Below are 24008 nucleotides of genomic sequence, written 5' to 3' on the forward strand. Positions count from 1 at the left end.
CTAGGCCCCGCTCCGCCGGTTCCGCGGCTTTCCCGCTTGCCGCGGTGCCCAGGGGATGAACCCGCTCGTGGACTCCACGTATTCACGGTAGCCGGGGCGGCCGGACATGGCCTTCTCCGTCAGCGGCTTGCCGGTCTTGCCCGCCAGCGTCCAGATCATCAGCGCCGGCGAGAGGACCGTCAGGACGCTGGGCCAGGAGTCGGCGGCCACCAGGAAAAGGCCCGCCCACACGCAGGCGTCGCCGAAGTAGTTCGGATGCCGGGTATAGCGCCACAGCCCGGTGTCCAGGACCGTTCCCTTCCGTGAGGGGTCTTGCTTGAACTCCGCAAGCTGCCAGTCGCCCACGGTTTCGAAGAGGAAGCCAACGATCCAGCACAGCGTTCCGGCGAGGGCAAGCCACCCCAGCGGTCCGGTGGCGAACATGCCCACCTGGACGGTCAGGGAAACAAAGAACATCACGACGCCCTGGGGCAGGTAGACGCGGCGGAGGGCATAGGTGTTGCGCGACGCAGGGGCATCGTCCAGCATGGCTGCGTACCGGGGATCCTCGTGGCCGCCGGCAGCCCGCCGGCCGATGTGAAGGCCGAGCCGCAGCCCCCAGATCCCTGTGAGTGCGAGCAGCAGCAGGCGCCGGGCGTCGTCCCCGGCACCGGATGACAGCACAAATGACACCACCGCCACGGCGACGAAACCCGGACCCCACGCCACGTCCATCACCGAGTGCCGGCGCTGGGCCGCTGCCACCGCAAACGTCACGGCGAGCACGAGGAGGACGGCGCCCGCCGTCCACGGGAGGCTGGTCAGGAATCGGTCCAGGGGGAAGGCAGTCACAGCACAGCCGTCCTCACAGCACAACAGTCCCGGCGGACGGCGGCACCAGCCGGTCAAAGGCCCCTGCCTGCCGCGCGGCGCGGTCAGCGGGGGTGCCGTCACGTTCGCCGAAGGCCTTCATCAGGAACCCGGTGGCCAGGGTGTGCCACAGGCGCACGCGCCGGAACATGAAGTGGCCGGAACCCCTCAGCGATACGTACTGCAGCACCGCGGCGGCAGGCGCCGCGCGCCGCGCAAACCGCAGGGACGCCGTCGGGCTGGTCCAGCGGTCCTGGTCGCCGTGCACGATCAGGACCTTCCGCCCTGCCAGAGGGGCGGCCGGTGTTGCATCGTCGAGCCACGGGGCGAGTGCCACCACGGCGTCCACCTGCGGATCGTCGGCCGCGCAGATGGCAGTCAGGCCCCCCATGGAGTGGCCCAGCAGGTAAACGGGCACGCCGGGGTGCCGGTCCCGGATCTTCGCCAGGGCCCAGCGGGCATCCCTCAGGGGCGACATTTCTTCGCCGTTCCAGCCGCGGACCCGGTTCCGGAGGATCCAGACTTCCAGGCCGTGCTTCCTGCCTGCCCGGTGCAGGTGCCGCGCGAACGGCACCATCCGGGCCGGGCTGAGGTGACGGGCCTGGACGGGTTCGAACGAGTGGGAACGTCCGCCGTGGAGGACCAGGGCCACTCCGCGCGTCGCGCCGGAAGGCGCCAGGACGGTCAGCATGGCTTCCTGCGCGGCACCTGGCGCTTCAGGTTTGGCGGTCCTGCGGTGGTTCACTCCGGCTTCCTCCGACTTCCTGTCGTCCATTTATCAACACTATGGCGACCGCCGTAGAGTTCAAGCATGAGGTTTTGCTGCTGATGGGCTCCGGTCACTCCCACGGTCACACGGGTCATTCGGAGCCGACGCCCCAGGCGATGGCTGCCCGGCGGAAGGCCAACCGGATTCTTGCCGCCGTGCTGATTCCGTTGACCCTCCTGACGTTGGCCGCCATGGCGGCGCTCTGGCCCTCCGGCAGCAAGGAGGGCCTCACACTGGCCAACCCTTACAACGCCGCTCCGGGCGTGACGTTCGACACCGGGCGGATCCAGCGGGTGGTCACCGAGAGCTGCACGGCAGCGGCCAGCCAGGCACCTCAGCAGGGGACCCAGGGAGCCCAGCAAGAGGGGCAGTCCGACGGCGGATCCCAGTGCACCTTCGCCTTCACCGAGCCGGACAAGGGCGGCAACCCCGTCAAAGTGGTGATCAACCCGGACGTCGCCAAATCGCACGGTGTGGACGTGGGGGACAGCATCCGCTATCTCAACCTCACCAACGCGCAGGGCGCTGCGGCCGCCGGCCCGAACGGCCCGGCCGCCAACGGTGCCCCCGCGTACATCTTCGTGGACTTCGTCCGGACCATGCCCATCATCCTGCTGGCTGCCCTGTACGCCCTCGTCGTGGTGGCAGTGGCGCGCTGGCGGGGGCTGCGTGCCCTGATCGGCCTTGTCGGCGCCTACTTCGTGCTAGTGAGCTTCATGCTGCCCGGCCTCGTGGAGGGAAAGCCGCCGCTGCTGCTGGCCCTGGTGGGCTCCACGGTGATCATGATCGGGGTGCTGTACTTCGCCCACGGCTTCTCGGCCCGGACCTCCACCGCGCTGCTCGGCACCATCTTTGGCCTGGGCATCACCGCGCTGCTGGCAGCCTGGGCCACCGACGCCGCCAACCTCGCCGGGGTGGGAAGCCACGACGCCGCCACGCTCGCCAACATCTCGGGCAACATCTCCATCTCGGGCATCATCCTGTGCGGCCTCATCATCTCGGGGCTGGGCGTGCTCAACGACGTCACCATCACGCAGTCCTCCGCGGTGTGGGAGCTGTACGAACTGGCCCCCGCCACGAGCGCCCGCAAGCTGTTCACATCCGCGATGAGGATCGGCCGGGACCATATCGCCTCGACCGTGTACACGATTGCCTTCGCGTACGCCGGCGCCGCGTTGCCCATTCTCATCATCGTGATGCTCTACGACCGGCCGCTGGGAGAGGCGCTCACGAGCGCGGAACTGTCCGAGGAAGTCATCCGGACCCTCGTCGGCTCCATCGGCCTCGTGCTGGCGATCCCCGTCACCACGCTGATCGCGGTCCTCGTGGTCAAGGCCACCGGCATCCGCGTCGGTGGCCAGCCTGCCGTGACGCCCGACGACGTCGAGGACACCGGCGCGCTTGCGGCGGCAGCCGCCGTTGCCGGGGAACGGACGACGGCGGGCGGGGCCTCCGGGCAGCCGGCGGAGACCCGGCGGGGCAGGCGGGCCGCCCAGTCCGGCTGAACGCCGTCGTCAGCGGTTTATGCCCGATTTGCCCGGCTTTGAGACAATGGACGGGTGACTGCTGTAGCAACGCCTCCCGCCCCGAAGCTGGAACTTCCGCCGCTGAAACTCGGGCCCATCACCGTGGACACCCCGGTGGTGCTGGCACCCATGGCCGGAATCACCAACACCGCCTTCCGCAGGCTCTGCCGTGAGTATGGCGGCGGCATGTACGTGGCGGAGATGGTCACCTCCCGCGCCCTCGTGGAACGCACGCCGGAATCGCTGCGCATCATTTCCCACGACGAGGACGAAAAGGTCCGGTCCGTCCAGCTCTACGGCGTGGACCCCGTCACGGTGGGCCAGGCCGTGCGGATGCTGGTCGATGAAGACCGTGCCGACCACATCGATCTCAACTTCGGCTGCCCCGTGCCCAAGGTCACCCGGCGCGGCGGCGGCTCGGCCCTGCCCTGGAAGATCGACCTCTTCACCTCGATCGTGCAGACCGCGGTCAAGGAGGCCTCCAAGGGCGGCATCCCGCTGACCATCAAGATGCGCAAGGGCATCGACGATGACCACCTGACGTACCTCGACGCCGGCCGCATCGCCCGCGATGCCGGCGTCGCCGCCGTCGCCCTCCACGGCCGCACGGCCGCGCAGTTCTACTCCGGCCAGGCAGACTGGTCAGCGATCGCCCGTCTGCGTGAGGCACTCCCCGACATCCCCGTGCTGGGCAACGGCGACATCTGGTCCGCCGAGGACGCCGTGCGCATGGTCCGCGAAACCGGCGTGGACGGCGTGGTGGTGGGCCGGGGCTGCCAGGGCCGGCCCTGGCTGTTCGGCGACCTGCAGGCCGCCTTCGAAGGAAGCGACGAGCGGCACCGCCCCGGCCTGCGCCAGGTGGCCGAAGGCGTCTACCGCCATGCCGAGCTCATGATCGAGACCTTCGGCAACGACGAATACAAGGCGCTGCGCGAAATCCGCAAGCACATGGCCTGGTACTTCAAGGGCTACGTGGTGGGCGGGGAACTGCGCGCCAGACTGGCCACCGTGCCCACCCTTGAGGTGCTGCGCGAACTGCTGGACCAGCTGGACATGGACCTGCCGTACCCGGGCATCGATTCGGAAGGGCCCCGCGGCCGGGCAGGCTCGCCCAAGAAGCCGGCCCTGCCCAAGGACTGGCTGCTCAGCCGGCAGATGGACGCGGACCAGACCCGGGACATCTCCGCCGCGGAACTGGACGTGTCCGGTGGCTGAAAGCAGGCTCGCCGAGAACCAGATAATCCCTGCACGCGGGTCGTCCCACTCCCTGCCGGGCTACGGCCCGCACGACTCGGCCCGCTGGGTGGAGGAACCCCCGAAGAGCACGTACCGCTCCGACTTCGAGCGGGACCGTGCCAGGGTGCTGCACTCGTCGGCGCTGCGCAGGCTCGGGGCCAAGACCCAGGTCGTGGCGCCGGATACGGACGACTTCGTCCGCACTCGGCTGACGCACAGCCTCGAGGTGGCACAGGTTGGGCGTGAACTGGGGCGTGCCCTGGGCTGCGATCCGGATGTCGTGGACACCGCGTGCCTCAGCCACGACCTCGGGCACCCGCCGTTCGGGCACAACGGGGAGTCCGCCCTGAACGAGATGGCACACGCGATCGGCGGTTTCGAGGGCAACGCCCAGACCCTGCGGCTGCTCAGCCGGCTCGAGCCGAAGGTCCTGGATCCCGAAGGCCGGCCGGCTGGCCTGAACCTGACCCGGGCGAGCCTCGACGCGGCGGCCAAATATCCGTGGTCCGCCCTGGACGCCCCGGTGATCCACGGGCAGCGGACCAGCAAGTTCGGCGCTTACGAGGACGACCTTCCCATCTTCAACTGGATCCGCGAAGGGGCGCCCCTGAGGCGGTCCTGCCTCGAAGCCCAGGTGATGGATCTCGCGGACGACATTTCGTATTCGGTGCACGACGTCGAAGACGCCATTGTGGCAGGGCACTTCCAGCTGCGCTGGATGGACAACCCGGACCACAGGGCGCGTGTGGTGGGCTACGCCAAGCAGTGGTATCTCCCGCACAACGACCCCGCCGCCATCGACGCCGCCCTGGGCCGGCTGGAAGCCACGGACGTGTGGGTCCGGGAGGCCGACGGCAGCCGCAAATCGATGGCCGCCCTGAAGAACATGACCAGCCAGCTGATCGGCAGGTTCTGCCAGAGCGCGCTGGAAACCACGCGTGCCGTGTACGGGCCGGAGAAACTGACCCGCTACAACGCAGAGCTCATGGTCCCGGACGAGACCGTCATGGAGATTGCCGTGATGAAGGGCCTGGCCACCACCTTCGTGATGACCACGGACCACCGCCAGCCCATCTACGAGCGGCAGCGCGAAGTCCTCCATGCCCTGGTCACGTCGCTGAACGCCTCCGGGGACCGCCACCTCGAGCCGATGTTCGCCGCTGACTGGCGGGACGCGCCCGACGACGGCGCCCGGCTGCGGGTGGTCATCGACCAGGTGGCCTCGCTGACTGACGGCTCGGCGCTGGCCATGTACGAGCGGCTCGTAGGCAGCCTGCCGTCCCTGTGGTGATGCGGGCCATAGGCCGCTCACCGCGGTTCGTCCCCGGGACTAGGATGGCTTCGTGGCCGGCCTGATCAAACGCGAAGACATCGATGAAGTCCGGCAGCGCACGGACATCAAGGAAGTAGTCGACGGCTACGTCACGCTCAAGGGCGCGGGCCTGGGTTCCTTCAAAGGCCTGTGCCCCTTTCACGACGAACGCTCGCCGTCGTTCACCGTCCGGCCGCAGGTCGGCCGCTACCACTGCTTCGGCTGCGGGGAGGACGGCGACGTCATCTCCTTCGTGCAGAAGCTGGACCACACCTCCTTCCACGAGGCCGTGGAGAAGCTGGCGGCACGGATCGGCTACGAGCTCCGCTACGAGGACGGGGGCACCGGCCCCAGCCGCGAGGAAGTGGGCAAGCGCCAGCGGCTCCTGGACGCCCACAAAATCGCCGACGAGTTCTTCCGCGCCCAGCTGCTGACGGCCGGCGCAGCCGAAGGCCGCAGGTTCCTGCAACTGCGCGGGTTCGACCGCGGCGCCGCTGAGCATTTCGGCGTCGGCTACGCGCCGCAGGGCTGGGACGCCCTCCTCAAGCACCTCCGCGGGCGCGGATTCACCGATGCGGAGCTGAAGCTGACAGGGATGTTTTCTGCCGGGGGACCCGGTAACCAGCAGAGGATCTACGACCGCTTCCGGGGCCGCCTCATCTGGCCCATCCGGGACATCGCGGGGGACACGATCGGTTTCGGCGCGCGCAAGCTCTACGAGGACGACCAGGGCCCCAAGTACCTCAACACCCCGGAAACCACGCTCTACAAGAAATCCCAGGTGCTGTACGGCATAGACCTTGCCAAGCGGAACATCGCCAAGGACCGCCAGCTGGTGGTGGTTGAAGGCTACACGGACGTCATGGCCTGCCACCTCGCGGGAATTCCGACGGCGGTGGCCACCTGCGGCACCGCGTTCGGTGCGGACCACATCAAGATCGCCCGTCGGCTGCTGTCCGACGACGGCACCGGGGGAGAGGTCATCTTCACCTTCGACGGCGATGCCGCCGGCCAGAAGGCCGCCCTGCGGGCCTTCGAGGAGGACCAGCGCTTCGTGGCCCAGACCTACGTCGCGGTGGAGCCCACCGGCGCGGACCCGTGCGACCTGCGGCAGACGAGGGGGGACGCAGCTGTCCGGGAGCTGATCAGTACCCGGCGTCCGCTGTTCGAGTTCGCGATCCGGGCGGCCCTGAGGAGGCACAACCTGGACACCGTGGAGGGCCGCGTCGCCGCCCTGCGCGAGTCAGCCCCGGTGGTGGCCCAGATCCGCGACGCCGGCATCCGGCCTGCCTATGCCCGGGAGCTGGCCGGCTGGCTGGGCATGTCCGTCGAGGACGTGGGCGGTGCCGTGGCCGCTGCCGCAAAGCGGGGCTCCCAAGGCCCGCCGCAGAACTCTGCCCTGAATTCTGCCCAGAACTCTACCGTTGGCCTCGCCGCGCTGCCGGCCTCGGGCGTCACGCCGTCCTATTACCGCCCGGATCCCCGCGATCCGGTGGCGTCCATGGAGCGGCAGGCGCTGGAAGTCGCACTGCAGGAGCCGGGGATGCTGGGCGGCGGCATCTGGGAACGGTTCGCCGCAGTCCGGTTCGCCACACCCGCCTACCAGGCGATCCACGACGCGATCCGCGCCACCGGGCTGGCGCATGCGGATGATTCCGTGATGTGGGTCGAAAAGCTGCGCCAGGAGGTGCCCGAACCGCTGCAGCCGCTTGTTTCGGAGCTGGCGGTGGTTCCCTTGCCGGCACACACGGCCGAGGCCGTGCAGAAGTACTGCCGGGATATCCTGGCCAGGCTTTTTGAACTGCAGATCACGCGCGTGAAGGCAGACAAGATGGGGCAGCTGCAGCGTCTGGATGCTGCAGCCCACCCGGAGGAGTTCCAGCGGCTCAACCGGGAACTGATGATGTTGGAAATGGAACGCCGCGCGCTGCGGTCGGACGCCTGAAAAGTGTTCGCAGCAGCGGGCGGAACGGACGGCTGATCCGCTCGATTTCGTTTCCCGGCGGGGTGTTTGCTAGGCTTATATCCGCTTCATTCCTCCTTAGCTCAATTGGCAGAGCATTCGACTGTTAATCGAAGGGTTGCTGGTTCAAGTCCAGCAGGAGGAGCGCACAGTCCCCGTTCCGGATGTCCGGAACGGGGACTTTTTTATACCCTGGCGGGGTATTTCCGGCCGCCGCCGCGCCGATTTCCCATAGCGCCGGAACCTTTGCTAATGTCATACCTGCTTCATTCCTCCTTAGCTCAATTGGCAGAGCATTCGACTGTTAATCGAAGGGTTGCTGGTTCAAGTCCAGCAGGAGGAGCGCACAGGTCCCGCGGCCGGCTCACAGCCGGCTGCGGGACCTTTTTTGTGTCAGGTTTTGTCTCGGCGATTTCTTCGCCAGACGAGGGTCCGCCTCAGACGAAGTCCATCTCAACCTGGAGGAACCGCTCGGCCTCCGCGACGGCTTCCGCGAAGGCCTCGCTCTCGGTGGGAGACGTGCGCGGCTGCCGGGGATGCCACTCGTGCGGAGAAGAGTGCACGCGGGTGAAGCCGCCGTCGGGCGGGGCGTAGAAGATGCCGAAGCGCTGCACCGGCCATTCCGGTGAGGTCTCCGGGGCCACCAGCAGCGCCGCATTGACCGCGGGGTTGTACCACTGCGCGATGGGGCGCCTGCGGTCCTCGGTGAAGAGCCCGGCGGCATAGAGAGCTGCCGACTGCGCACTGGTCTGTGTGCACAGCCGGTCCCACCACAACGGCAGTATGCCGGTGTCGCACCGCTGCCACGTGGCCGGAAGGGGAGGATGATCCTGCCAGTGGGGCACGTATCAACTTTAACTCTCAGCGGGCGGTGCGGAACAGATGCCCCTGTCGTCAGTTGCGGTTCCAGGGCCCCGGGTTGACCCGGTACAGCAGCGCCGAGCCCACTACAGCGCCCAGGAGGACGCCCACAGCTGCATTGCCCACCGCCCGGCCCACAAAGTAGCCCGCCAAGGCACCAAGGATCGCTCCGAGGAAGAGCCCACGGCCGTTGCGGTGCGGTTTTCGCGTCATGCGGCAAGCGAACTAGTGGATGGACGGCACGGTTTTGGGCCGGACCACGAGCCACAGCGCTGCGGCGGCCAGGAAGATGCAGCAGGCCTGCACCGCCCCCATCGGAGTGGCGGAATTCCCGCCGAGCCAGCCCACCACGGGTGAGATGATGCCGGCCATCAGGAACGTGGAGGCGCCCAGCAGTGAGGCGGCCGTGCCGGCCTGGGCGCCGTGGCTGGCCAGTGCCAGGACCTGCACGCACGGAAAGGTGAAGCCTGTTCCCAGAATGTAGAACCAGAGGGGCACCATGACGCCCCAGAGCCCGAACCCCAGCTGGTCGAAGAGGACAATGAGCAGGGCCATGAGGAACATCCAGGCGGTGGAGCCCGCCAGGATCCACTGCGGCGGCACCTTTTTGATCAGCCGCGAACTGGTCTGCACCCCGGCGACGATGCCCAATGAATTGACCCCGAACAGCAGGCCGTACTGCTGGGGCGTGAAACCAAAAATGTCCTGGAAGAGGAACGGGGAAGCTGAGAGGTACGTGAACAAGCCTCCGAAGTTCATGCCGCCGACGAACAAAAGGCCAACGAAGATCCGGTCGGAAAAGAGCGTCGCGTACCGCTGGCGGGCGGTCATCCCGGACTTGCCCCGCTGTCCGCGCGGCAAGGTCTCCCGAACCAGGAACAGGGCCGCGATGATCACTGTGGTGCCGTAACAGGCGAGGAATACGAAGATGCCCGGCCACTCCATGACCAGGAGCAGCTGCGATCCAATCACCGGTGCCAGGATGGGGGCCAGTCCGTTGACGAGGGCCATCCGGGAGAACATCCGCACCATCGCGTAGCCGCTGAAGAGATCGCGCACCATGGCCATTGCTACAACGCCACCGCCTGCCGCGCCGATCCCCATCAGGACACGGAACAGGCCGAGCGTGCCGATGTCCGTGGACAGCGAGGCCCCAACCGACGCGGCGATGTGCACCGCCGTGGCCAGAATGAGGGGCATTCGCCGGCCGAACTTGTCGCTGAACGGGCCCACCACCAGCTGCCCCAGGGCGAAGCCGACAGTGGTGCCGGTCAGGGTCAGCTGAACCGCGGCCTCAGACACGTTCAGGCTGGACTCCAAGGCGGGGAAGGCCGGCAGGTAGAGGTCCACGGTGAAGGGCCCCAGGGCCGTGAGGGCGCCGAGGAGAAGGATGTAGAGGAATTTCTGTCGTCGGCTCAGGGCATCGCCCGGGTTCGTGAGGGTCACAGGGATCAATCCTAGGGCGCTTAGATCATACTTTTACAGCGTTGGAGGGCACGCCGTGAAGTATTTCCAGAAGTTGGGGATGACCCTGAATGATAGTTTTGTCAGCGGGGGCGTGCCGAACCAGGTGCGGGCGCCGCATAACCGAAGAAGAATCGACTATGGAACCAGTTAGGCGGAACCTATGAGCGGGCGTCACAGCGGGCGGGCCAACCAGGGATTGCGCATTACTGCGCTGCCGAAAACGTTGAAACTGATCTTCAAACTGGCGCCGCGGCAGCTCAATGACGAGATCGCCATGGCCAAGTTTGAGGTCAAGCGCAAGGGCAAGCTGTTGGGTGTGGCCGGAGCGTTCCTCGGCGTGGCCGCAGTGTTCCTGGCTTTCCTGGTCACCGGACTGATTGTCGCTGCCATCATGGGCCTCGCCACCATCATGCCCGCATGGCTCGCGGCGCTTCTCGTCTGCGCCGTGTTCCTGCTGATCGCCCTCATTGGCGGGCTCATTGGTCTCCGGAAGTTCAAGCAAGCCATGCCGCTGGTACCGGAAGACACCATCCGGGGCCTGAAGCATGACCTGGGAATCGCCAAGGAAGGCTCGGACTTCGACGCCGCCGTCCTGGATCCCAACTCACCGCAGGCCAAGGCGGCCAAGGAGGCCAAGGCTGCGGCCAAGGCACAAGCCAAGGCTGAGAAGGAGGCCAAGGCAGCCGCCGAGGCCGTCGAGATCCCGCCCGTCTCTGAGCCTGAGGTCCAGCGGCGCCTGAAGCAGCGGCGTGACCACCTCACGAGCGTGCGTGACGACCTTGGCGAAGAACTCGACGTCAAGACCCAGGCCCAGGCTCTGCTCGGCGTGGCCAGGCACCGCCTGGACGAAGGCAGGGACAGGCTCAAGGACAGCAGGGAGCGGGTTGGTGAGCGCCTGGCGGCCCGGTCCGCCTCCTCCGGGGGCGCCGGCGCGGGGTCCGTTCCGGAGCGGCTGGAAGCCCGGTGGAAGCCCCTTCTGGCACTCGCCGCGTCCACTGCCGTGCTGCTTGCCCTGCTACGAAAATTATTCAAGAGCTGAGCGTTGTCCTGAACTCTGACAGGAGAACGCCCCCGGCGGAGGAGAGGGGGACCGGATGAGGTTCATCGGCGCTGGTTCCCGCCCCGGCCAGCCGCACGTCGATCGTGACCTGGTCTTCACTGTCCCCAACTTCCTCACGGTCCTGCGCTTCATGGGCGTGCCGCTGTTCGTCTGGCTCGTGCTGGCGCAAAAAGATTATGGGTTCGCCGTGCTGGTGCTGGCAATCATGGGCAGTACGGACTGGGTGGACGGGTACGTGGCGCGCCGGTTCAACCAGGCGTCCAAGCTTGGCAGGGTGCTGGACCCCATCGCAGACAGGATTGCCCTGCTCGCCGTTGCGGTGACGCTTCTCATCGCGGGAGTGGTCCACTGGTGGTACCTGGCGGCGCTGGTCATTCCCGACGCCGTGCTGCTGGCAATGTCGCTCTTCTATTTCCACAGCCATCCTGATCTTCCCGTCAGCCTGATCGGGAAGGCGCGCACCGGCCTGCTGCTGCTGGGCACGCCGCTTCTGGTGCTCTCCAAACTGGACCTTCCGTCTGCCGATGCCTTTTTCGTTGCCGCCTGGATCGTGCTCGGGCTGGGGCTGGTCGGCCATTGGGTAGCGGCCTACTACTACTTCTGGGCCATCCGCCGCAAGGGTAAAATGCTGGCCGCCGGCGACGGCGGGGGCAGCTGATGGTGTGGCTGGCGGTTCTCCTGGCCGTCCTGGGCGCGTTCTGCCTCGCCTTCGGTGCCCAGCGCCAGGGGAGTGCCGTCAAAGCGGATACCGGCGGGCTGGCCCTCAGCTCCAACGGATTCCTGCGCCTCCTGCGGAACCCCAGATGGGTCTTCGGTCTCCTGCTGTTGTGCCTGGGAATGGGCATGAACGCTGTTGCGCTGGTGACCGCCCCGCTGACGGTGGTGCAGCCGATCGGCGCCATCGCGCTGGTGATCACCACCGTGGTCAATGCCAAGGACCAGGGCCTGAGCATCAACCGGGCCACAGTGGTGGCCATCTCCGCCTGCGTCACAGGCTCCGCCTTGTTTGTCCTGCTCGCCGTCTTCGTCACGCAGGAAAACCACCACGTCAACCCCGACGACGAACTCACCATCGTGCTGCTGCTCGCTTTGGCTGTGGGCGTCTTTGGCACCCTGGCGGCGATGTTCAAGCACCGCATGAGCGCTTTCATCTACATTCTTGGCGCGGGTGTCCTGTTCGGTTTTGTCGCCGTCCTGACCCGGATCATCGGCAAGCACCTGCTCGATCCCAACGGCCTGGCGCTCCTGAATGTCCCGTGGTACTCCGTCGTCGCTCTGGTGGCAGCCGGAGGGCTCGGATCGTGGTTCGTGCAGAGTGCGTACTCCACAGGGCCGCCTGACCTGGTCATCGCAGGACTGACTGTCATCGATCCGATTGTGGGCATCGCGATCGGCATCGTCATCCTCGGCGAGTTGCGCCCTGACGTCCACGCCGTGATGGCAATTGCCATGGGTACGGCGGCGACGCTTGCTATCGTGGGGGTAATCGCCCTCTCCCGGCACCATCCCGAGGTGACCAAACGGAAGAAAGACGCGCGGAAAGCTGCGGGCAGGGCGTCCCACTAGCCGACTTTTACAAAGCGGGCCAGGCGTGAACATGCCAGCGCTATATGTGCCAGTGCCAGCCGGTGTGGACAGCAGCAGCTGACCGCGCCGTGACCCCCAGGAGCTCTCCACGTGACCATGCCCGATGCCCAGCGCCCACTGACCATCCTGATTGCTGCCGACACGTATCCGCCGCACGTGAACGGGGCCGCGCAGTTCGGCTACCGGCTGGCGAAGGGCATGACCGGCCGCGGCCACAACGTCCACGTCCTGGCCTGCCGCCAGGACAAGGGTAAGAGCTTCACCGAGTTTCGCGCGGAAGGCACCGTGCATCGGATCCGTTCCCATTCCGTGCCCACGCACGAGTACTTCCGGATCACCTTCCCCTGGGAAATCAAGAAGGAGATCAGCCTCCTCTTCGACAAGGTCCAGCCGGACGTGGTGCACATCCAGAGCCACTACATGATCGGCGAGCACGTGCTCTACGAGGCCGAGCGGCGCGGCGTCAGGATTGTGGCCACCAACCACTTCATGCCGGAAAACCTCAACCCGTTCCTGCCCTTCCCGCAGTGGTTCAAAGACATCATCGGGAAAATTTCGTGGAAGGACATGGGAAAGGTGATGGGCAAGGCCGACGTCGTGACGACGCCGACGCCGCTGGCGGCCAAGGCCATGCACCGGCATGCCTTCCTGCGGAAGGTCCTGCCGCTGTCCAACGGCATAGATTCCGCAGCCTACGAAGTACAGCCGGGAGAACTCATCGAGCCACATGCCAACCCGACGGTCCTCTTTGCCGGCCGGCTGGCAGAGGAGAAGCACGTGGATGTGCTGATCAGGGCGGTGGCGGCTACCCCCGCGGATCTGAACGTCCACCTCGAGATCGTGGGCGGCGGCGAGGTACGCCCGGACCTGGATGCGCTCGTGGAGCGGCTCGGGCTGCAGGACCGGGTGAAGTTCCTGGGCCTCGCCAGCGACGAGGATCTGCGCCTGGCGTACATCAGGGCTGACATCTTCTGCATGCCCGGTACGGCCGAGCTGCAGTCCCTGGTGACGCTGGAGGCGATGTCCGCCTCGACGCCTGTGCTGCTGGCTGACGCCATGGCCCTCCCGCATCTGGTGCGCGACGGCGAGAACGGCTACCTCTTCACACCCAACGACAGCGCGGACCTCGCGGGCAAAATCACCCGGATCTTGCGGCTGCCGGCCGCGGAGCGCGAGGCCATGGGCCAGGCGAGCCGCTGCATGGTGGAGCCGCACAGCATCCAGGGAACCCTGCAGACCTTTGAGGATCTGTACCGGGGCGCAAGCTACGACGACAAGGTCGTGTGAGAGGCAAACTCGTCCAAAAGCCGTTCGCCAGTTTGCTAGAGTGTTTTTGCCCCGCAGATGAGGGCCCGGGGACCCGGGCGCCAGGCATGCGGGACACCTCCCAGGTGCAAGGGGCTATAGCTCAGCTGGTTAGAGCGCGGGACTCATAATCCTAAGGTCCTCGGTTCAAGTCCGAGTAGCCCTACCTGTTCACAGGAGCCGCGGCCGACGTTTCGACGTCGGGCCGCGGCTCCTTTTGTTTTCCCCGCCACCTGCGGTATGTTACTCGTCAGTAACATACCGCAGGAAGATGCCTCAAGCGTCTGCCTGAACCTCTCTGGTCACTGCCGATCACCGCGAAGGAATCTCATGTCCACTGCAGCAACCGACATCAACAACCTTCCCTACGCCGACGGCGACTTTTTCGCCTTCGAACAGCTGCTCGGCAGCAAGGAGCAGGACCGGCTGGCGGAGGTCCGGGACTTCCTCGCCCGAGAGGTAAAGCCCATCGCCGTGGACTGCTGGAACCGCGGGGAGTTCCCCATGGAGCTGATTCCCAGGCTGGCGGAGATCGATCTTGTCAGCCCCGTGCGGCGCCAAGGCCACTCGAACCTCTTCGCCGGCATTCTTCATGCCGAGGTCACCCGTGCCGACACGTCGATTGCCACGTTCATGGGCGTTCATGACGGCCTGTTCACCGGGTCCATCGAAGCACTCGCCTCACGCGAGCAGCAGGACGCCTGGCTGCCGGATATCTACTCCCTGAAGAAGATCGGTGCCTTCGGCCTGACCGAACCGCTGGGCGGCTCCGACGTCGCCGGCGGCACGCGCACCACGGCCCGGCGCGACGGCGACCACTGGATCCTCAACGGCGCCAAACGCTGGATCGGCAATGCCACGTTCTCGGACTGGGTGGTCATCTATGCCCGGGACCTGGCCGACAACCAGGTGAAGGGATTCCTCGTGGACACGGCCCTACCCGGGTTCAGTGCCACCAAGATCGAGAACAAGATCTCACTGCGCACCGTCCAGAACGCGGACATCACCCTTCAGAATGTGGCCGTCCCGGACTTCTGCAAGCTGGCACATGCCAACAGCTTCCGGGACACGAACAAAGTCCTCAAGGTCACGCGCCTCGCCGTAGCCTGGCAGGCTGTTGGCCAGCAGCTGGCGGCCTTCGACGTCGCCCGCCGCTACGCCGTCGAGCGCCACCAGTTCGGACGCCCGCTGGCCTCCTTCCAGCTGGTGCAGAGCCAGCTTGTGCAGATCCTCGGCAATGCCGTCAGCTCCATGGGCATGATGGTCCGCCTCTCCCAGCTGGAAGACGCGGGACAGGCCAAAGACGAACAGTCCGCGCTCGCCAAGGCCTTCACTACTGCGCGGATGCGCGAGAGCGTGGCGATCGGCCGCAGCCTGCTGGGCGGCAACGGCATCGTGACCGACTTCGAGATGGCCAAGATCTTCGCCGATGCGGAGGCCATCTACTCCTACGAAGGCACGCACGAGGTGAACACCCTGGTGACCGGACGCGCAATCACTGGCGTCTCGGCCATCGTTTGACCGCGGTTCACTCCCCGGCCAAGGGCAGCAGCACCGATGGCCTCAGGTCCAGAACGAATTCCAGCGGATTCAGGTATTCGTCGCCCCGGCGCACGCCCCAATGAACGCAGGGAGCAGCTCCGCAATGCCCGGTGACCAGTGCTCCAAGGACGTCCCCCTTGGCCACGGCGTCGCCTTGAGCCAGGCTGCTGCGCACGGGTTCGAAGCTGCTCCGCAGGCCGTTCCCGTGGTCGACGGTGATGACCGGCCGGTCCACCACAACGCCGACGAAGCTCACGGTGCCGGACTCCGGCGAGGTTACCGGGCCGCCGTCGGACGCCGCCTTCAGGTCCACCCCGCGGTGGCCGCTCAGCCACGGCTTGTCCGGCGGATCGAACGGCCGCAGGACGGGCGGGCGGGGAGCGAGCGGCCAGCTCCACGAGGGAGCCGGAGGCACAGCGTAGGCCGCGCCCAGCTCTTCCGGCACGGCGTATTGCATACCTGACGGCACGGCTGACGGCACGGCTGACGGGGCGGCGGCCATAGCGGAGAGCAGGAGAACGGCCGGGAGCGCGGGGATCTTCATCTCTCCAGCCTGGCGGTGGTGCCGTGCGCCGAAAACCTGCCTTGCGGGCTATGTGGAAAACCCCGGCAGTGAGGCAAGGAGGGCGGCAAGAATGGTGCGGAGGCAGGGGAGTGCTGTAGTACACTTGACGGAGCAGTTTGCTGTGCCCTCAACGCATTCCAATCCCATGGGTAGCGTCAGCACGCCCCATTCAGGAGTGCGGGGGAACGGCAGCTGACTACGCGCATCCAGCCCTCCACCCCCGGAAGCCTCAGGTTCCCGGAGGAGGATTGTGCCTCCTGCGGTCCGTTCCATATGGAACGGATGGGAAGTGCAATGGATGCCAGGAGCATCGCCCGCCTTGGGTGAAGCTAATTAACCGTCAACTATTGGCAGGGTAAGAGCGGCCTCCGGGTGCTCTCATGAATGACCTGCCGGAAGGAGCGTCGGCATGCCCGTCGTAACTATGCGCCAGCTGCTTGACAGCGGCGTCCACTTTGGACACCAGACCCGCCGTTGGAACCCGAAGATGAAGCGCTTCATCTTCACGGAGCGCAACGGCATCTACATCATTGACCTCCAGCAGTCGCTGTCCTACATCGACCGCGCCTACGAGTTCGTCAAGGCCACCGTTGCACACGGCGGCACCGTACTCTTCGTCGGCACCAAGAAGCAGGCCCAGGAAGCAATTGCCGAGCAGGCAACCCGCGTTGGCCAGCCCTACGTCAACCAGCGTTGGCTCGGCGGTATGCTGACCAACTTCCAGACGGTTGCCAAGCGTATCCAGCGCATGAAGGAACTCGAAGAGATCGACTTCGACGACGTCGCCGGTTCCGCTTACACCAAGAAGGAACTGCTGCTCCTCCGCCGCGAACTCACCAAGCTTGAGTCCAACCTCGGCGGTATCCGCAACCTCACCAAGGCGCCGTCCGTGCTGTGGATCGTGGACACCAAGAAGGAACACCTGGCTGTTGACGAGGCCAAGAAGCTCAACATCCCCGTTGTGGCCATCCTGGACACCAACTGCGACCCGGACGAAGTCGACTTCCCGATCCCGGGCAACGACGACGCCATCCGCTCCGTGAACCTCCTGACCCGCGTTGTTGCTGACGCCGTTGCAGAGGGCCTGATCGCCCGCAACCAGCGTGCAACCGGCACCACCGAGACACCGGAAGAGCCGCTGGCCGAGTGGGAGCGCGAACTCCTCGAGGGCAGCAAGGCTGAGGCCGCTGCTGCTGAGGCTCCCGCCGCTGAAGCTCCGGCCGCCGAGGCGCCCGCCGCTGACGCTGCTCCTGCCGCAGAGGAAGCCCCGGCTGCTGCCGAGGCCACCGACGCCGACAAGTAAACAACTCCACCGGGATTTCCCGGCGCCCTCCGGCGCCGGGGCAACTGACAGGATGGCGGCTCACCATGTGGGCTGCCGTCCTGTCGGTCCGTACACCACATAAATTTTCTAGACAGAGGGGTTCACATGGCGAACTACACTGCCGCTGATATCAAGGCTCTGCGCGAGCGCACCGGCGCCGGCATGATGGATGTCAAGAAGGCTCTCGACGAAGCCAACGGCGACGCCGAGAAGGCGATCGAGATCATTCGCATCAAGGGCCTGAAGGGCGCCACCAAGCGTGAAGGCCGTTCCACGGCCGAAGGCCTGGTTGCCGCCAAGGTCGATGGCAACGTCGGCGTTATGATCGAGGTCAACTGCGAGACCGACTTCGTCGCCAAGGCTGATAAGTTCATCCAGCTCGCCGACAAGGTTCTGGCCGTCGCCGTCGAGTCCGGTGCCGCCGATCTCGAGACCCTGCTCGCCACCGACGTGGACGGCAAGCCGCTGTCCGAGGTCGTCATCGAAGAGGGCGCTGTCCTTGGCGAGAAGGTAGTGGTCCGCCGCATCTCCCGCATCGAGGGCGCCACGGTCGACGCTTACCTGCACAAGACCTCCAAGGACCTCCCGGCCCAGGTCGGCGTCCTGTTCGCCGTTGACGGCGAAGGCGACGCTGCTGCCACCGCCGCCCACGACGTCGCAGTCCACATTGCCGCCATGGCCCCGAACTACCTCTCCCGCGAGGACGTTCCGGCTGAACTCGTCGAGTCCGAGCGCCGCATCGCCGAGGAGACCGCCAAGGCTGAGGGCAAGCCCGAGGCTGCCATGACGAAGATCGTGGAAGGCCGTGTTACGGGCTTCTACAAGGGAGAGGTCCTGGTTGACCAGGCCTTCGCCAAGGATGCCAAGAAGTCTGTGGCTCAGGTCCTCGAAGAGGCCGGCGTCAAGGGAACCGCCTTCACGCGTTTCCGCGTCGGTTCCTAGTCAGACACGCAAGGGGGTGGTCACTTCGGTGGCCGCCCCTTTTGCATGCACCGGCCAGGCAAGAATATGAGCTTTGGCCGCCCAGCACGATAATCTTTGCTCAGAACCCACCAACCGGAAGGCATCATGGAAGCCGTCAACACCTCAGTACAGTCAGAGAAGAGCAGGCGCCGGGTCCTCCTGAAGCTGTCCGGTGAGGTCTTCGGCGGCGGCAAGCTGGGCGTTGACCCGGACACCGTCCGGGCAGTCGCCAAGCAGATCGCCGCAGCCGTGCCCGAGGTCGAGGTCGCCATTGTGGTGGGCGGAGGCAACTTCTTCCGCGGAGCCGAACTGTCCCAGAGCGGCATGGACCGCTCACGCGCCGACTACATGGGCATGCTCGGAACGGTCATGAACTGCCTTGCCCTGCAGGACTTCCTGGAGCAGGCGGGCGTTGAGACCCGCGTCCAGAGCGCCATCACGATGGGGCAGGTAGCCGAGGCCTACATTCCCCGCCGGGCCATCCGCCACATGGAGAAGAACCGCGTCGTCATCTTCGGCGCAGGCGCCGGCCTGCCGTACTTCTCCACGGACACGGTGGCGGCCCAGCGTGCCCTGGAAGTCCATGCGGATGTGGTCCTGATGGCCAAGAGCGGCGTTGACGGCGTTTACACCGCCGACCCGAAGAAGGACCCGGCCGCCGAGAAGCTCGAAAATCTCAGCTACGACGACGCCCTCCGCCGCGACATCCGTGTCATGGACCAGACCGCCATGACCATGTGCAAGGACAACAACCTCTCCATGGTGGTGTTCGGCATGGAAGGCGAAGGCAACGTCACCCGGGCCATCCGCGGCGAGAAGCTGGGAACGCTGGTCACCCCCTAGTTACAGCTAGGATATTTCTAGGAAGGTTCCGTCCATCGGGCGGAACCCGGATTGTGAAATGCCCCGCTTCGCCGGGAACCAATTTCTGAGGAGAGATCGTGATCGAAGAAACCTTGCTCGAAGCCGGGGACAAGATGGACAAGGCGGTTGAGGTAGCCAAGGAAGACTTCGCCTCGATCCGGACCGGCCGGGCGACTCCGGGCCTGTACAACAAGGTGATGGTGGAGTACTACGGCACCCCGACGCCGCTCCAGCAGCTGGCCTCCTTCGCGGTCCCCGACGCCCGCACCATCCTCATCACGCCGTATGACAAGACGGCACTGCGGGATATCGAACGTGCCCTCAGCGATTCAGAGGTCGGTGCCAACCCGTCAAACGACGGAAACGTCATCCGCATCACCATTCCGGAGCTCACCCAGGAGCGCCGCAAGGAATACGTGAAGATCGTGAAGTCCAAAGGTGAGGACGCCAAGGTCTCCATCCGCAACATCCGCCGCAAGGCCAAGGAAACCCTGGACCGCCTGGTCAAGGACGGCGAGGCCGGCGAGGATGAAGGCAGCCGCGGTGAAAAGGAACTCGACGCCATCACCAAGCAGCACGTCGACGGCATTGATGAGCTGCTCAAGCGCAAGGAAGCAGAGCTGCTCGAAGTCTGATGGGTCAGGCACAGCAGGCCCCCGGAGCGCGGGCCCGATCCCAGACCCGCAAGCCGCGGCAGCCGAGGCCTAATCCCACCCCCGGAGCGGGGCGCAACCTTCCCGCGGCCACCGCCGTCGGGCTTGCGATGCTCTTCGCGGTTCTGGGCGGGCTGCTGTTCCTGCCGCTGGGCTTCGTCGCCGTCACCACCACCTTCGCCGTGTTCGGTGTGTGGGAGATCTTCCGCGCCCTGGAGGCCAACGGCACACGGTTGCCCATTGTTCCGGTCATGGTCGGCACCGTTGCCATGCCGTTTGCGGCGTACTTCGGCGGCCTGGAAAGCCTGCTGTTCGCGATGTTGGCCAGCAGCGTGGCCGTGCTCCTGTGGCGTTCCATCGAAAGCGCCACGGGCTCGGCGCGCAGCATCTTCGCGGGTGTCTTCACCCTCGCGTGGGTGCCCTTCCTGATAAGTTTCGCCGCCCTGCCGCTCCATGTCGCCGGCGGTGTGACGCCCGTGGGCCTCTGGCCGGGAGGGACTGTGCCGGAGGGCGCCTGGCAGGTGGCCATCCTGCTGCTGCTCGTGGTTTCCAACGACACCTTTGGATACATCGTGGGGGCCTCCCTGGGCAAGCACCCCATGGCGCCCAAGATCAGCCCGAAGAAGTCGTGGGAGGGATTTGCCGGGTCAATAGCGGGAGCGATGCTCATCGGCATCCTGGCCTGCACCTTCGTTCTGGGAAAGCCGTGGTGGGTGGGTGTGGTTCTTGCCGTGGGGATGGTGGCGTCCGCCACCGCCGGCGACCTCGCGGAATCCATGGTCAAGCGCGAACTCGGCATCAAGGACATGAGCAGCATCCTTCCGGGGCACGGCGGGGTCATGGACCGGCTGGACTCGATCGTGTTCGCATCCCCGGTGGCCTACCTGCTCTTCGTCTTCGTTTCCGGGGCCTGACAACTGCCCGACCGTAGAATGTTGCGGTTACAACCCAGCTGAAAAGCATTGAAGGATACAGAGTGAGAGTGGACAGCAAACGGCAGATTCCCGCCGCTTTCGAGCGCGTGCCCCGCAGCGAATACGGCTACAACGCCAGGCAGGTGGATGAGTTCCTGCAGAGGGCGCGCGTCTCCCTGGAGACGCCCGCCGCCGCAGCCCGCCCCATCAAAAGCCTCGACGTCCGCGCCGTCTCCTTCGACCCGGTCAAGGGCGGCTATTCCGCCACTACCGTGGACGCGGCGCTGGACCGACTCGAAGATGCCTTCGCACGCCGTGAGCGGGACGAACTCATCGCCGAGCAGGGCGAGGAGGCCTGGTTGCGGCAGATCGGGCAGCTTTCGGCCACCCTCCGTGGCCGCCTGCACCGGCCCGACGGCGAGCGCTTCCGGCGCCCGGCCAAGAAGAAGACCCGCAGCTACAACACCAGGGACGTGGACAGGCTGTGCGCGGATCTGATCGGCTACCTCGAAGAGGATAAGCCGCTGAGCGTGGATAACGTCCGCCGTGCCGTGTTCCGTCCAGCGGTGGGCCAGGACGGTTACGAGGAAACCCAGGTGGATGCTTTCCTGGACCGCGTGGTCGAGCTGATGGCCGCCATCGACTGACGCAGCCCGGCGGCTCCGCAGCGCGTTAGGTCAGCACCAGGCGGGCTCAGCGCCGCGTCACGTCAATGCCCGTGGCCAGCGGTCGTTCGGGCGTATGAAGCCTGGTCATCACCCTCGTGGTGGTGCGGGGGACCCGTGACTTCGTGGCGCGCGACGCCAGGACCATGACGGCGAAGGCGGCAGGCACGGTCCATGCGGCCGGCTGCGCGAGCCACACGGGCGTGCCGGCACCGAGCGCGGTGCCCGCAACCATCGCCCCGCCGCACAGCAGGCCGCCGGTCACCATGCCCGCTATCGCGCCGGCGTCGGTCAGTCCCCGCCACCAGATCCCCAGCAGCAGCACCGGACAGATGGTGGAGGCCGTAAAGGCGAAGACCAGGCCGACGCTGCCGGCCAGGGCCAGCGAGTCTGTCATGAACGCCAGGCCCAGCGGGACCGCCGCGGAAATGAGCGCAGCGAGCCGGAAGCCGCGGACGCTGCCTCCCAGCACATCCTGGCTGATCACGCCGGCGAGCGACACCACGAGTCCCGAGGTGGTGGACAGGAACGCGGCAAAGGCGCCGGCCACCACGAGGGCGGAGAGCAGTTCGCCGCCCGGTCCGCCGATGAGCCGTCCGGGCAGCAGCAGGACGAGGGCGTCGGCCTGCCCGGCCTGGGCGAGTCCCGGCGCGAACATCCGCCCGGCGAGGCCGTACGCAGTGGGGAAGAGGTAGAAGACGGACAGCAGGCCCAGCACGATCAGCGTGGTCCTCCGGGCTGACTGCCCATCCGGGTTCGTGTAGAAGCGGACCAGCACGTGCGGCAGTCCGAGCGTTCCGAACAGCAGGGCGACCAGCAGCGATATGTTTTGGTAGGGGCCGGCGGGTGCCAGGCCGGTGGGGTTCGCAGACGCTGCGGCCACGGCGGGGGAATTGTTTTCCGCCAGTACAAGGACGATGAAAACGAGCGGCACCGCCAGCGCGGTGAGCTTGAGCCAGTACTGGAAGGCCTGCACGAACGTGATGGAGCGCATCCCGCCCGCCACGACGGTGAGGCACACCACCACCACGACGGCGGTGGACCCCACCCATGAGGGCAGGCCCGTTGTGGTCCGGATCGTGAGGGCAGCGCCGTGGAGCTGGGGGACGATGTACAACCACCCGACAATGACCACCGCAAGGCTCGTCACCCGCCGCGCGGCGCGGGAATCCAGCCGGGACTCGGTGAAATCCGGGATGGTGTAGGCCCCCGAGCGGCGGAGCGGCGCGGCCACGAACAGCAGGAGCATCAGGTATCCCGCGGTGTAGCCCACGGGGAACCACAGGGCATCGGTACCGGACAGCAGGATGAGCCCGGCCACGCCCAGGAAGCTCGCCGCAGACAGGTACTCGCCGCCGATCGCCGACGCATTCCACCATGGCGGGACCGTGCGCGAAGCGACATAGAAGTCGCCGGTGGTCCGGGAAATCCTTAGTCCATAGAAGCCTATGACCGCAGTGGCGACCGATACAGCCGCAAAGGCCGCGATGCCGACAGCCGGGTTCACCGGCACCTCACCTGTCCTCGGCGAGGTCGCGGTAGCGGGCCTCGTTCCGCGCGGCACTTCGGATGTACAGCCAGGCACTGATCCCCGTCACGGGGTAGATGCCGGTGCCGAGCAGCAGCCAGTCGAGGGGGATGCCGGCAATCCGCGACTCCGCGAGCCCCGGGATGGCGGCCAGGAGCGGAAACGCCCCCAGGACCAGCAGGAAGCCGCCCGCGACCACGAGGGCCAGCCGCAGCTGGGAGCGGATCAGGGACCGGACGAAGACCTGGCCGACGGCTGATTCCTCTGCCGCTTCCCGGGACTCCACGGCAGGCCTTGCCGCGGAGCGCGGGGCGGTCACCCTGACCCGTGTCATGCCTGCGGCCTGATCCGGGTGGCTTCGAGTTTCTCCCGCACGGACGGCAGGTGGCGGCGGCTGATCGGCAGCTCGGCCGCTTCCACCGTGACGCTGGGACGCACGGCGGCCAGTTTCAGGTGCGAGACGTGGGACAGGGAGATGAGATAGGAACGGTGCGTGCGGATGAATCCGGCGTCTGCCCACTGCTGCTCCAGGTCCGCCAGCGGAACGCGGATGAGGTAGCTGGCGTCGGCCGTGTGGAGCCTCGCATAGTCGCCCTGTGCCTGGACGTACGTGACGTCGTCGCGCCTGATCATTTTCGTTGTGCCGCCCTGGTCCACGGTGATCATCTCCGGTGCGGCGCCGCCGTCGCGGATCAGCTCGCTGATCCGGCCCACGGAGCGGGCCAGGCGCTCGGCGCGGACGGGTTTCAGGAGGTAGTCCACCGCGGCCAGGTCGAACGCCTCGAGGGCGCAGTCCTCATCTGCCGTGACAAAGACGACGGCGGGCGGGCGGCTGCTGCGGGAAATCGCCGCTGCGACCTCCAGCCCGGAGACAGCCGGCATGTGGATGTCGAGGAAGACGGCATCCACTGCCTGGGTTTCCAGCGCACGCAACGCTTCGGCGCCCGACGAGGCGCGGAGGATGGTGCCGATGCGGTCATCCTTGCCCAGCAGGAAGGCGAGTTCTTCAATGGCGGGCAGCTCGTCGTCGGCGACGAGGACGTTAATCATGGTTC

At 66.5% G+C, this 24008-nt stretch carries 24 protein-coding genes and 3 tRNA genes; 18 read left to right on the forward strand and 9 right to left on the reverse strand.

All coding sequences use genetic code 11. The annotated features are described in order from the left end of the window. A complete protein-coding gene (locus JYA52_RS17200) occupies positions 1-831 on the reverse strand; it encodes a DUF1295 domain-containing protein (protein ID WP_205654449.1) in 831 nt (276 codons plus the stop codon). 13 nt (positions 832-844) lie between these two features. Next, positions 845-1540, reverse strand: a complete 696-nt coding sequence (locus JYA52_RS17205) for an alpha/beta hydrolase (RefSeq protein WP_205654541.1) — start codon at positions 1538-1540, stop codon at positions 845-847. 137 nt (positions 1541-1677) lie between these two features. On the opposite strand from JYA52_RS17205, the gene JYA52_RS17210 reads away from it, so the two are divergent. The 6 genes from JYA52_RS17210 to JYA52_RS17235 all read left to right on the forward strand — a co-directional run bounded on the left by JYA52_RS17210 (position 1678) and on the right by JYA52_RS17235 (position 7998). Continuing rightward, the gene (locus JYA52_RS17210) at positions 1678-3123 is read left to right on the forward strand and encodes a YibE/F family protein (protein ID WP_205654542.1); all 1446 of its coding nucleotides are present in this window, start codon (positions 1678-1680) and stop codon (positions 3121-3123) included. A 54-nt stretch (positions 3124-3177) separates the two neighbouring features. Continuing rightward, positions 3178-4359 (forward strand): tRNA dihydrouridine synthase DusB, encoded by a 1182-nt coding sequence (dusB, locus tag JYA52_RS17215; RefSeq protein ID WP_205654451.1) that lies wholly within the window; start codon positions 3178-3180, stop codon positions 4357-4359. Positions 4360-4381: 22 nt separating this feature from the next. Next, positions 4382-5671: a deoxyguanosinetriphosphate triphosphohydrolase gene (locus JYA52_RS17220; RefSeq protein ID WP_372433915.1), complete on the forward strand. Its 1290-nt coding sequence runs from the start codon at positions 4382-4384 to the stop codon at positions 5669-5671. Between the two features lie 52 nt (positions 5672-5723). Next, the gene (gene dnaG, locus JYA52_RS17225) at positions 5724-7637 is read left to right on the forward strand and encodes a DNA primase (RefSeq protein ID WP_205654453.1); all 1914 of its coding nucleotides are present in this window, start codon (positions 5724-5726) and stop codon (positions 7635-7637) included. 90 nt (positions 7638-7727) lie between these two features. Then, positions 7728-7800: transfer RNA gene (locus JYA52_RS17230), tRNA-Asn, on the forward strand. Positions 7801-7925: 125 nt separating this feature from the next. Continuing rightward, positions 7926-7998: transfer RNA gene (locus JYA52_RS17235), tRNA-Asn, on the forward strand. Positions 7999-8092: 94 nt separating this feature from the next. Here the strand turns inward: JYA52_RS17235 and JYA52_RS17240 are convergent. The 3 genes from JYA52_RS17240 to JYA52_RS17250 are packed head-to-tail and all read right to left on the reverse strand — an operon-like array spanning position 8093 to position 9962. After that, positions 8093-8500 (reverse strand): hypothetical protein, encoded by a 408-nt coding sequence (locus JYA52_RS17240; RefSeq protein WP_205654454.1) that lies wholly within the window; start codon positions 8498-8500, stop codon positions 8093-8095. Between the two features lie 49 nt (positions 8501-8549). Continuing rightward, positions 8550-8729, reverse strand: a complete 180-nt coding sequence (locus tag JYA52_RS17245; RefSeq protein WP_205654456.1) for a YMGG-like glycine zipper-containing protein — start codon at positions 8727-8729, stop codon at positions 8550-8552. 12 nt (positions 8730-8741) lie between these two features. Next, positions 8742-9962, reverse strand: coding sequence for a multidrug effflux MFS transporter (locus JYA52_RS17250; RefSeq protein WP_205654458.1), 1221 nt, complete (start codon positions 9960-9962; stop codon positions 8742-8744). A 181-nt stretch (positions 9963-10143) separates the two neighbouring features. Between JYA52_RS17250 and JYA52_RS17255 the strand changes: the two genes are divergently transcribed. The 6 genes from JYA52_RS17255 (at position 10144) to JYA52_RS17280 (ending at position 15456) form a co-directional block, all read left to right on the forward strand. Continuing rightward, on the forward strand, positions 10144-11022 hold the full coding sequence (locus tag JYA52_RS17255) for a phage holin family protein (protein WP_205654460.1): 879 nt from the start codon (positions 10144-10146) through the stop codon (positions 11020-11022). A gap of 55 nt (positions 11023-11077) precedes the next feature. Then, positions 11078-11701, forward strand: a complete 624-nt coding sequence (locus JYA52_RS17260) for a CDP-alcohol phosphatidyltransferase family protein (RefSeq protein WP_205654462.1) — start codon at positions 11078-11080, stop codon at positions 11699-11701. Next, complete coding sequence (locus JYA52_RS17265) at positions 11701-12609, forward strand: DMT family transporter (protein ID WP_205654464.1); 909 nt, start codon at positions 11701-11703, stop codon at positions 12607-12609. Before JYA52_RS17260 ends, JYA52_RS17265 begins: the two co-directional genes overlap by 1 nt. A gap of 111 nt (positions 12610-12720) precedes the next feature. After that, on the forward strand, positions 12721-13917 hold the full coding sequence (locus JYA52_RS17270; protein WP_205654466.1) for a glycosyltransferase: 1197 nt from the start codon (positions 12721-12723) through the stop codon (positions 13915-13917). A gap of 110 nt (positions 13918-14027) precedes the next feature. After that, positions 14028-14101, forward strand: a tRNA-Ile gene (locus JYA52_RS17275). Between the two features lie 164 nt (positions 14102-14265). Next, a complete protein-coding gene (locus tag JYA52_RS17280; RefSeq protein ID WP_205654468.1) occupies positions 14266-15456 on the forward strand; it encodes an acyl-CoA dehydrogenase family protein in 1191 nt (396 codons plus the stop codon). A 7-nt stretch (positions 15457-15463) separates the two neighbouring features. Here the strand turns inward: JYA52_RS17280 and JYA52_RS17285 are convergent, their stop codons facing one another. Beyond that, positions 15464-16021, reverse strand: coding sequence for a M23 family metallopeptidase (locus JYA52_RS17285; RefSeq protein ID WP_205654470.1), 558 nt, complete (start codon positions 16019-16021; stop codon positions 15464-15466). 430 nt (positions 16022-16451) lie between these two features. Here JYA52_RS17285 and rpsB point away from each other — a divergent pair, with 430 nt between their 5' ends. The 6 genes from rpsB (at position 16452) to JYA52_RS17315 (ending at position 21407) form a co-directional block, all read left to right on the forward strand. Then, on the forward strand, positions 16452-17345 hold the full coding sequence (gene rpsB, locus JYA52_RS17290) for a 30S ribosomal protein S2 (protein ID WP_205654471.1): 894 nt from the start codon (positions 16452-16454) through the stop codon (positions 17343-17345). 126 nt (positions 17346-17471) lie between these two features. Continuing rightward, positions 17472-18308, forward strand: a complete 837-nt coding sequence (gene tsf / locus JYA52_RS17295) for a translation elongation factor Ts (protein ID WP_205654472.1) — start codon at positions 17472-17474, stop codon at positions 18306-18308. Between the two features lie 126 nt (positions 18309-18434). After that, on the forward strand, positions 18435-19172 hold the full coding sequence (gene pyrH, locus JYA52_RS17300) for a UMP kinase (RefSeq protein WP_205654473.1): 738 nt from the start codon (positions 18435-18437) through the stop codon (positions 19170-19172). A 98-nt stretch (positions 19173-19270) separates the two neighbouring features. Then, positions 19271-19828 carry a ribosome recycling factor gene (gene frr / locus JYA52_RS17305; RefSeq protein ID WP_205654474.1) on the forward strand — a complete coding sequence of 186 codons (558 nt, stop codon included), beginning with the start codon at positions 19271-19273 and terminating at the stop codon, positions 19826-19828. Further along, complete coding sequence (locus tag JYA52_RS17310) at positions 19828-20760, forward strand: phosphatidate cytidylyltransferase (protein ID WP_205654475.1); 933 nt, start codon at positions 19828-19830, stop codon at positions 20758-20760. The genes frr and JYA52_RS17310 overlap by 1 nt, the downstream gene beginning before the upstream one ends. Positions 20761-20828: 68 nt before the next feature. Next, the gene (locus tag JYA52_RS17315) at positions 20829-21407 is read left to right on the forward strand and encodes a DivIVA domain-containing protein (RefSeq protein ID WP_372433907.1); all 579 of its coding nucleotides are present in this window, start codon (positions 20829-20831) and stop codon (positions 21405-21407) included. A 46-nt stretch (positions 21408-21453) separates the two neighbouring features. Here the strand turns inward: JYA52_RS17315 and JYA52_RS17320 are convergent, their stop codons facing one another. The 3 genes from JYA52_RS17320 to JYA52_RS17330 are packed head-to-tail and all read right to left on the reverse strand — an operon-like array spanning position 21454 to position 24003. Next, positions 21454-22932 carry a sodium/solute symporter gene (locus tag JYA52_RS17320; RefSeq protein ID WP_205654477.1) on the reverse strand — a complete coding sequence of 493 codons (1479 nt, stop codon included), beginning with the start codon at positions 22930-22932 and terminating at the stop codon, positions 21454-21456. Positions 22933-22939: 7 nt separating this feature from the next. After that, the gene (locus JYA52_RS17325) at positions 22940-23287 is read right to left on the reverse strand and encodes a DUF485 domain-containing protein (RefSeq protein WP_205654478.1); all 348 of its coding nucleotides are present in this window, start codon (positions 23285-23287) and stop codon (positions 22940-22942) included. Beyond that, on the reverse strand, positions 23284-24003 hold the full coding sequence (locus tag JYA52_RS17330; RefSeq protein WP_205654479.1) for a LytR/AlgR family response regulator transcription factor: 720 nt from the start codon (positions 24001-24003) through the stop codon (positions 23284-23286). The genes JYA52_RS17325 and JYA52_RS17330 overlap by 4 nt, the downstream gene beginning before the upstream one ends. Positions 24004-24008 lie beyond the last annotated feature (5 nt).

This window comes from Arthrobacter pascens (assembly GCF_017052465.1).
In the GTDB taxonomy this organism is placed as follows: domain Bacteria; phylum Actinomycetota; class Actinomycetes; order Actinomycetales; family Micrococcaceae; genus Arthrobacter; species Arthrobacter pascens.

Coding starts and splice junctions, on each gene's coding strand:
- JYA52_RS17205 (WP_205654541.1), bottom strand. CDS start 1,540: ATGCTGACCGTCCTGGCGCCTTCCGGCGCGACGCGCGGAGTGGCCCTG.
- JYA52_RS17210 (WP_205654542.1), top strand. CDS start 1,678: ATGGGCTCCGGTCACTCCCACGGTCACACGGGTCATTCGGAGCCGACG.
- JYA52_RS17245 (WP_205654456.1), bottom strand. CDS start 8,729: ATGACGCGAAAACCGCACCGCAACGGCCGTGGGCTCTTCCTCGGAGCG.
- JYA52_RS17255 (WP_205654460.1), top strand. CDS start 10,144: ATGAGCGGGCGTCACAGCGGGCGGGCCAACCAGGGATTGCGCATTACT.
- JYA52_RS17260 (WP_205654462.1), top strand. CDS start 11,078: ATGAGGTTCATCGGCGCTGGTTCCCGCCCCGGCCAGCCGCACGTCGAT.
- JYA52_RS17265 (WP_205654464.1), top strand. CDS start 11,701: ATGGTGTGGCTGGCGGTTCTCCTGGCCGTCCTGGGCGCGTTCTGCCTC.
- JYA52_RS17280 (WP_205654468.1), top strand. CDS start 14,266: ATGTCCACTGCAGCAACCGACATCAACAACCTTCCCTACGCCGACGGC.
- JYA52_RS17285 (WP_205654470.1), bottom strand. CDS start 16,021: ATGAAGATCCCCGCGCTCCCGGCCGTTCTCCTGCTCTCCGCTATGGCC.
- rpsB (WP_205654471.1), top strand. CDS start 16,452: ATGCCCGTCGTAACTATGCGCCAGCTGCTTGACAGCGGCGTCCACTTT.
- tsf (WP_205654472.1), top strand. CDS start 17,472: ATGGCGAACTACACTGCCGCTGATATCAAGGCTCTGCGCGAGCGCACC.
- pyrH (WP_205654473.1), top strand. CDS start 18,435: ATGGAAGCCGTCAACACCTCAGTACAGTCAGAGAAGAGCAGGCGCCGG.
- JYA52_RS17310 (WP_205654475.1), top strand. CDS start 19,828: ATGGGTCAGGCACAGCAGGCCCCCGGAGCGCGGGCCCGATCCCAGACC.
- JYA52_RS17325 (WP_205654478.1), bottom strand. CDS start 23,287: ATGACACGGGTCAGGGTGACCGCCCCGCGCTCCGCGGCAAGGCCTGCC.
- JYA52_RS17330 (WP_205654479.1), bottom strand. CDS start 24,003: ATGATTAACGTCCTCGTCGCCGACGACGAGCTGCCCGCCATTGAAGAA.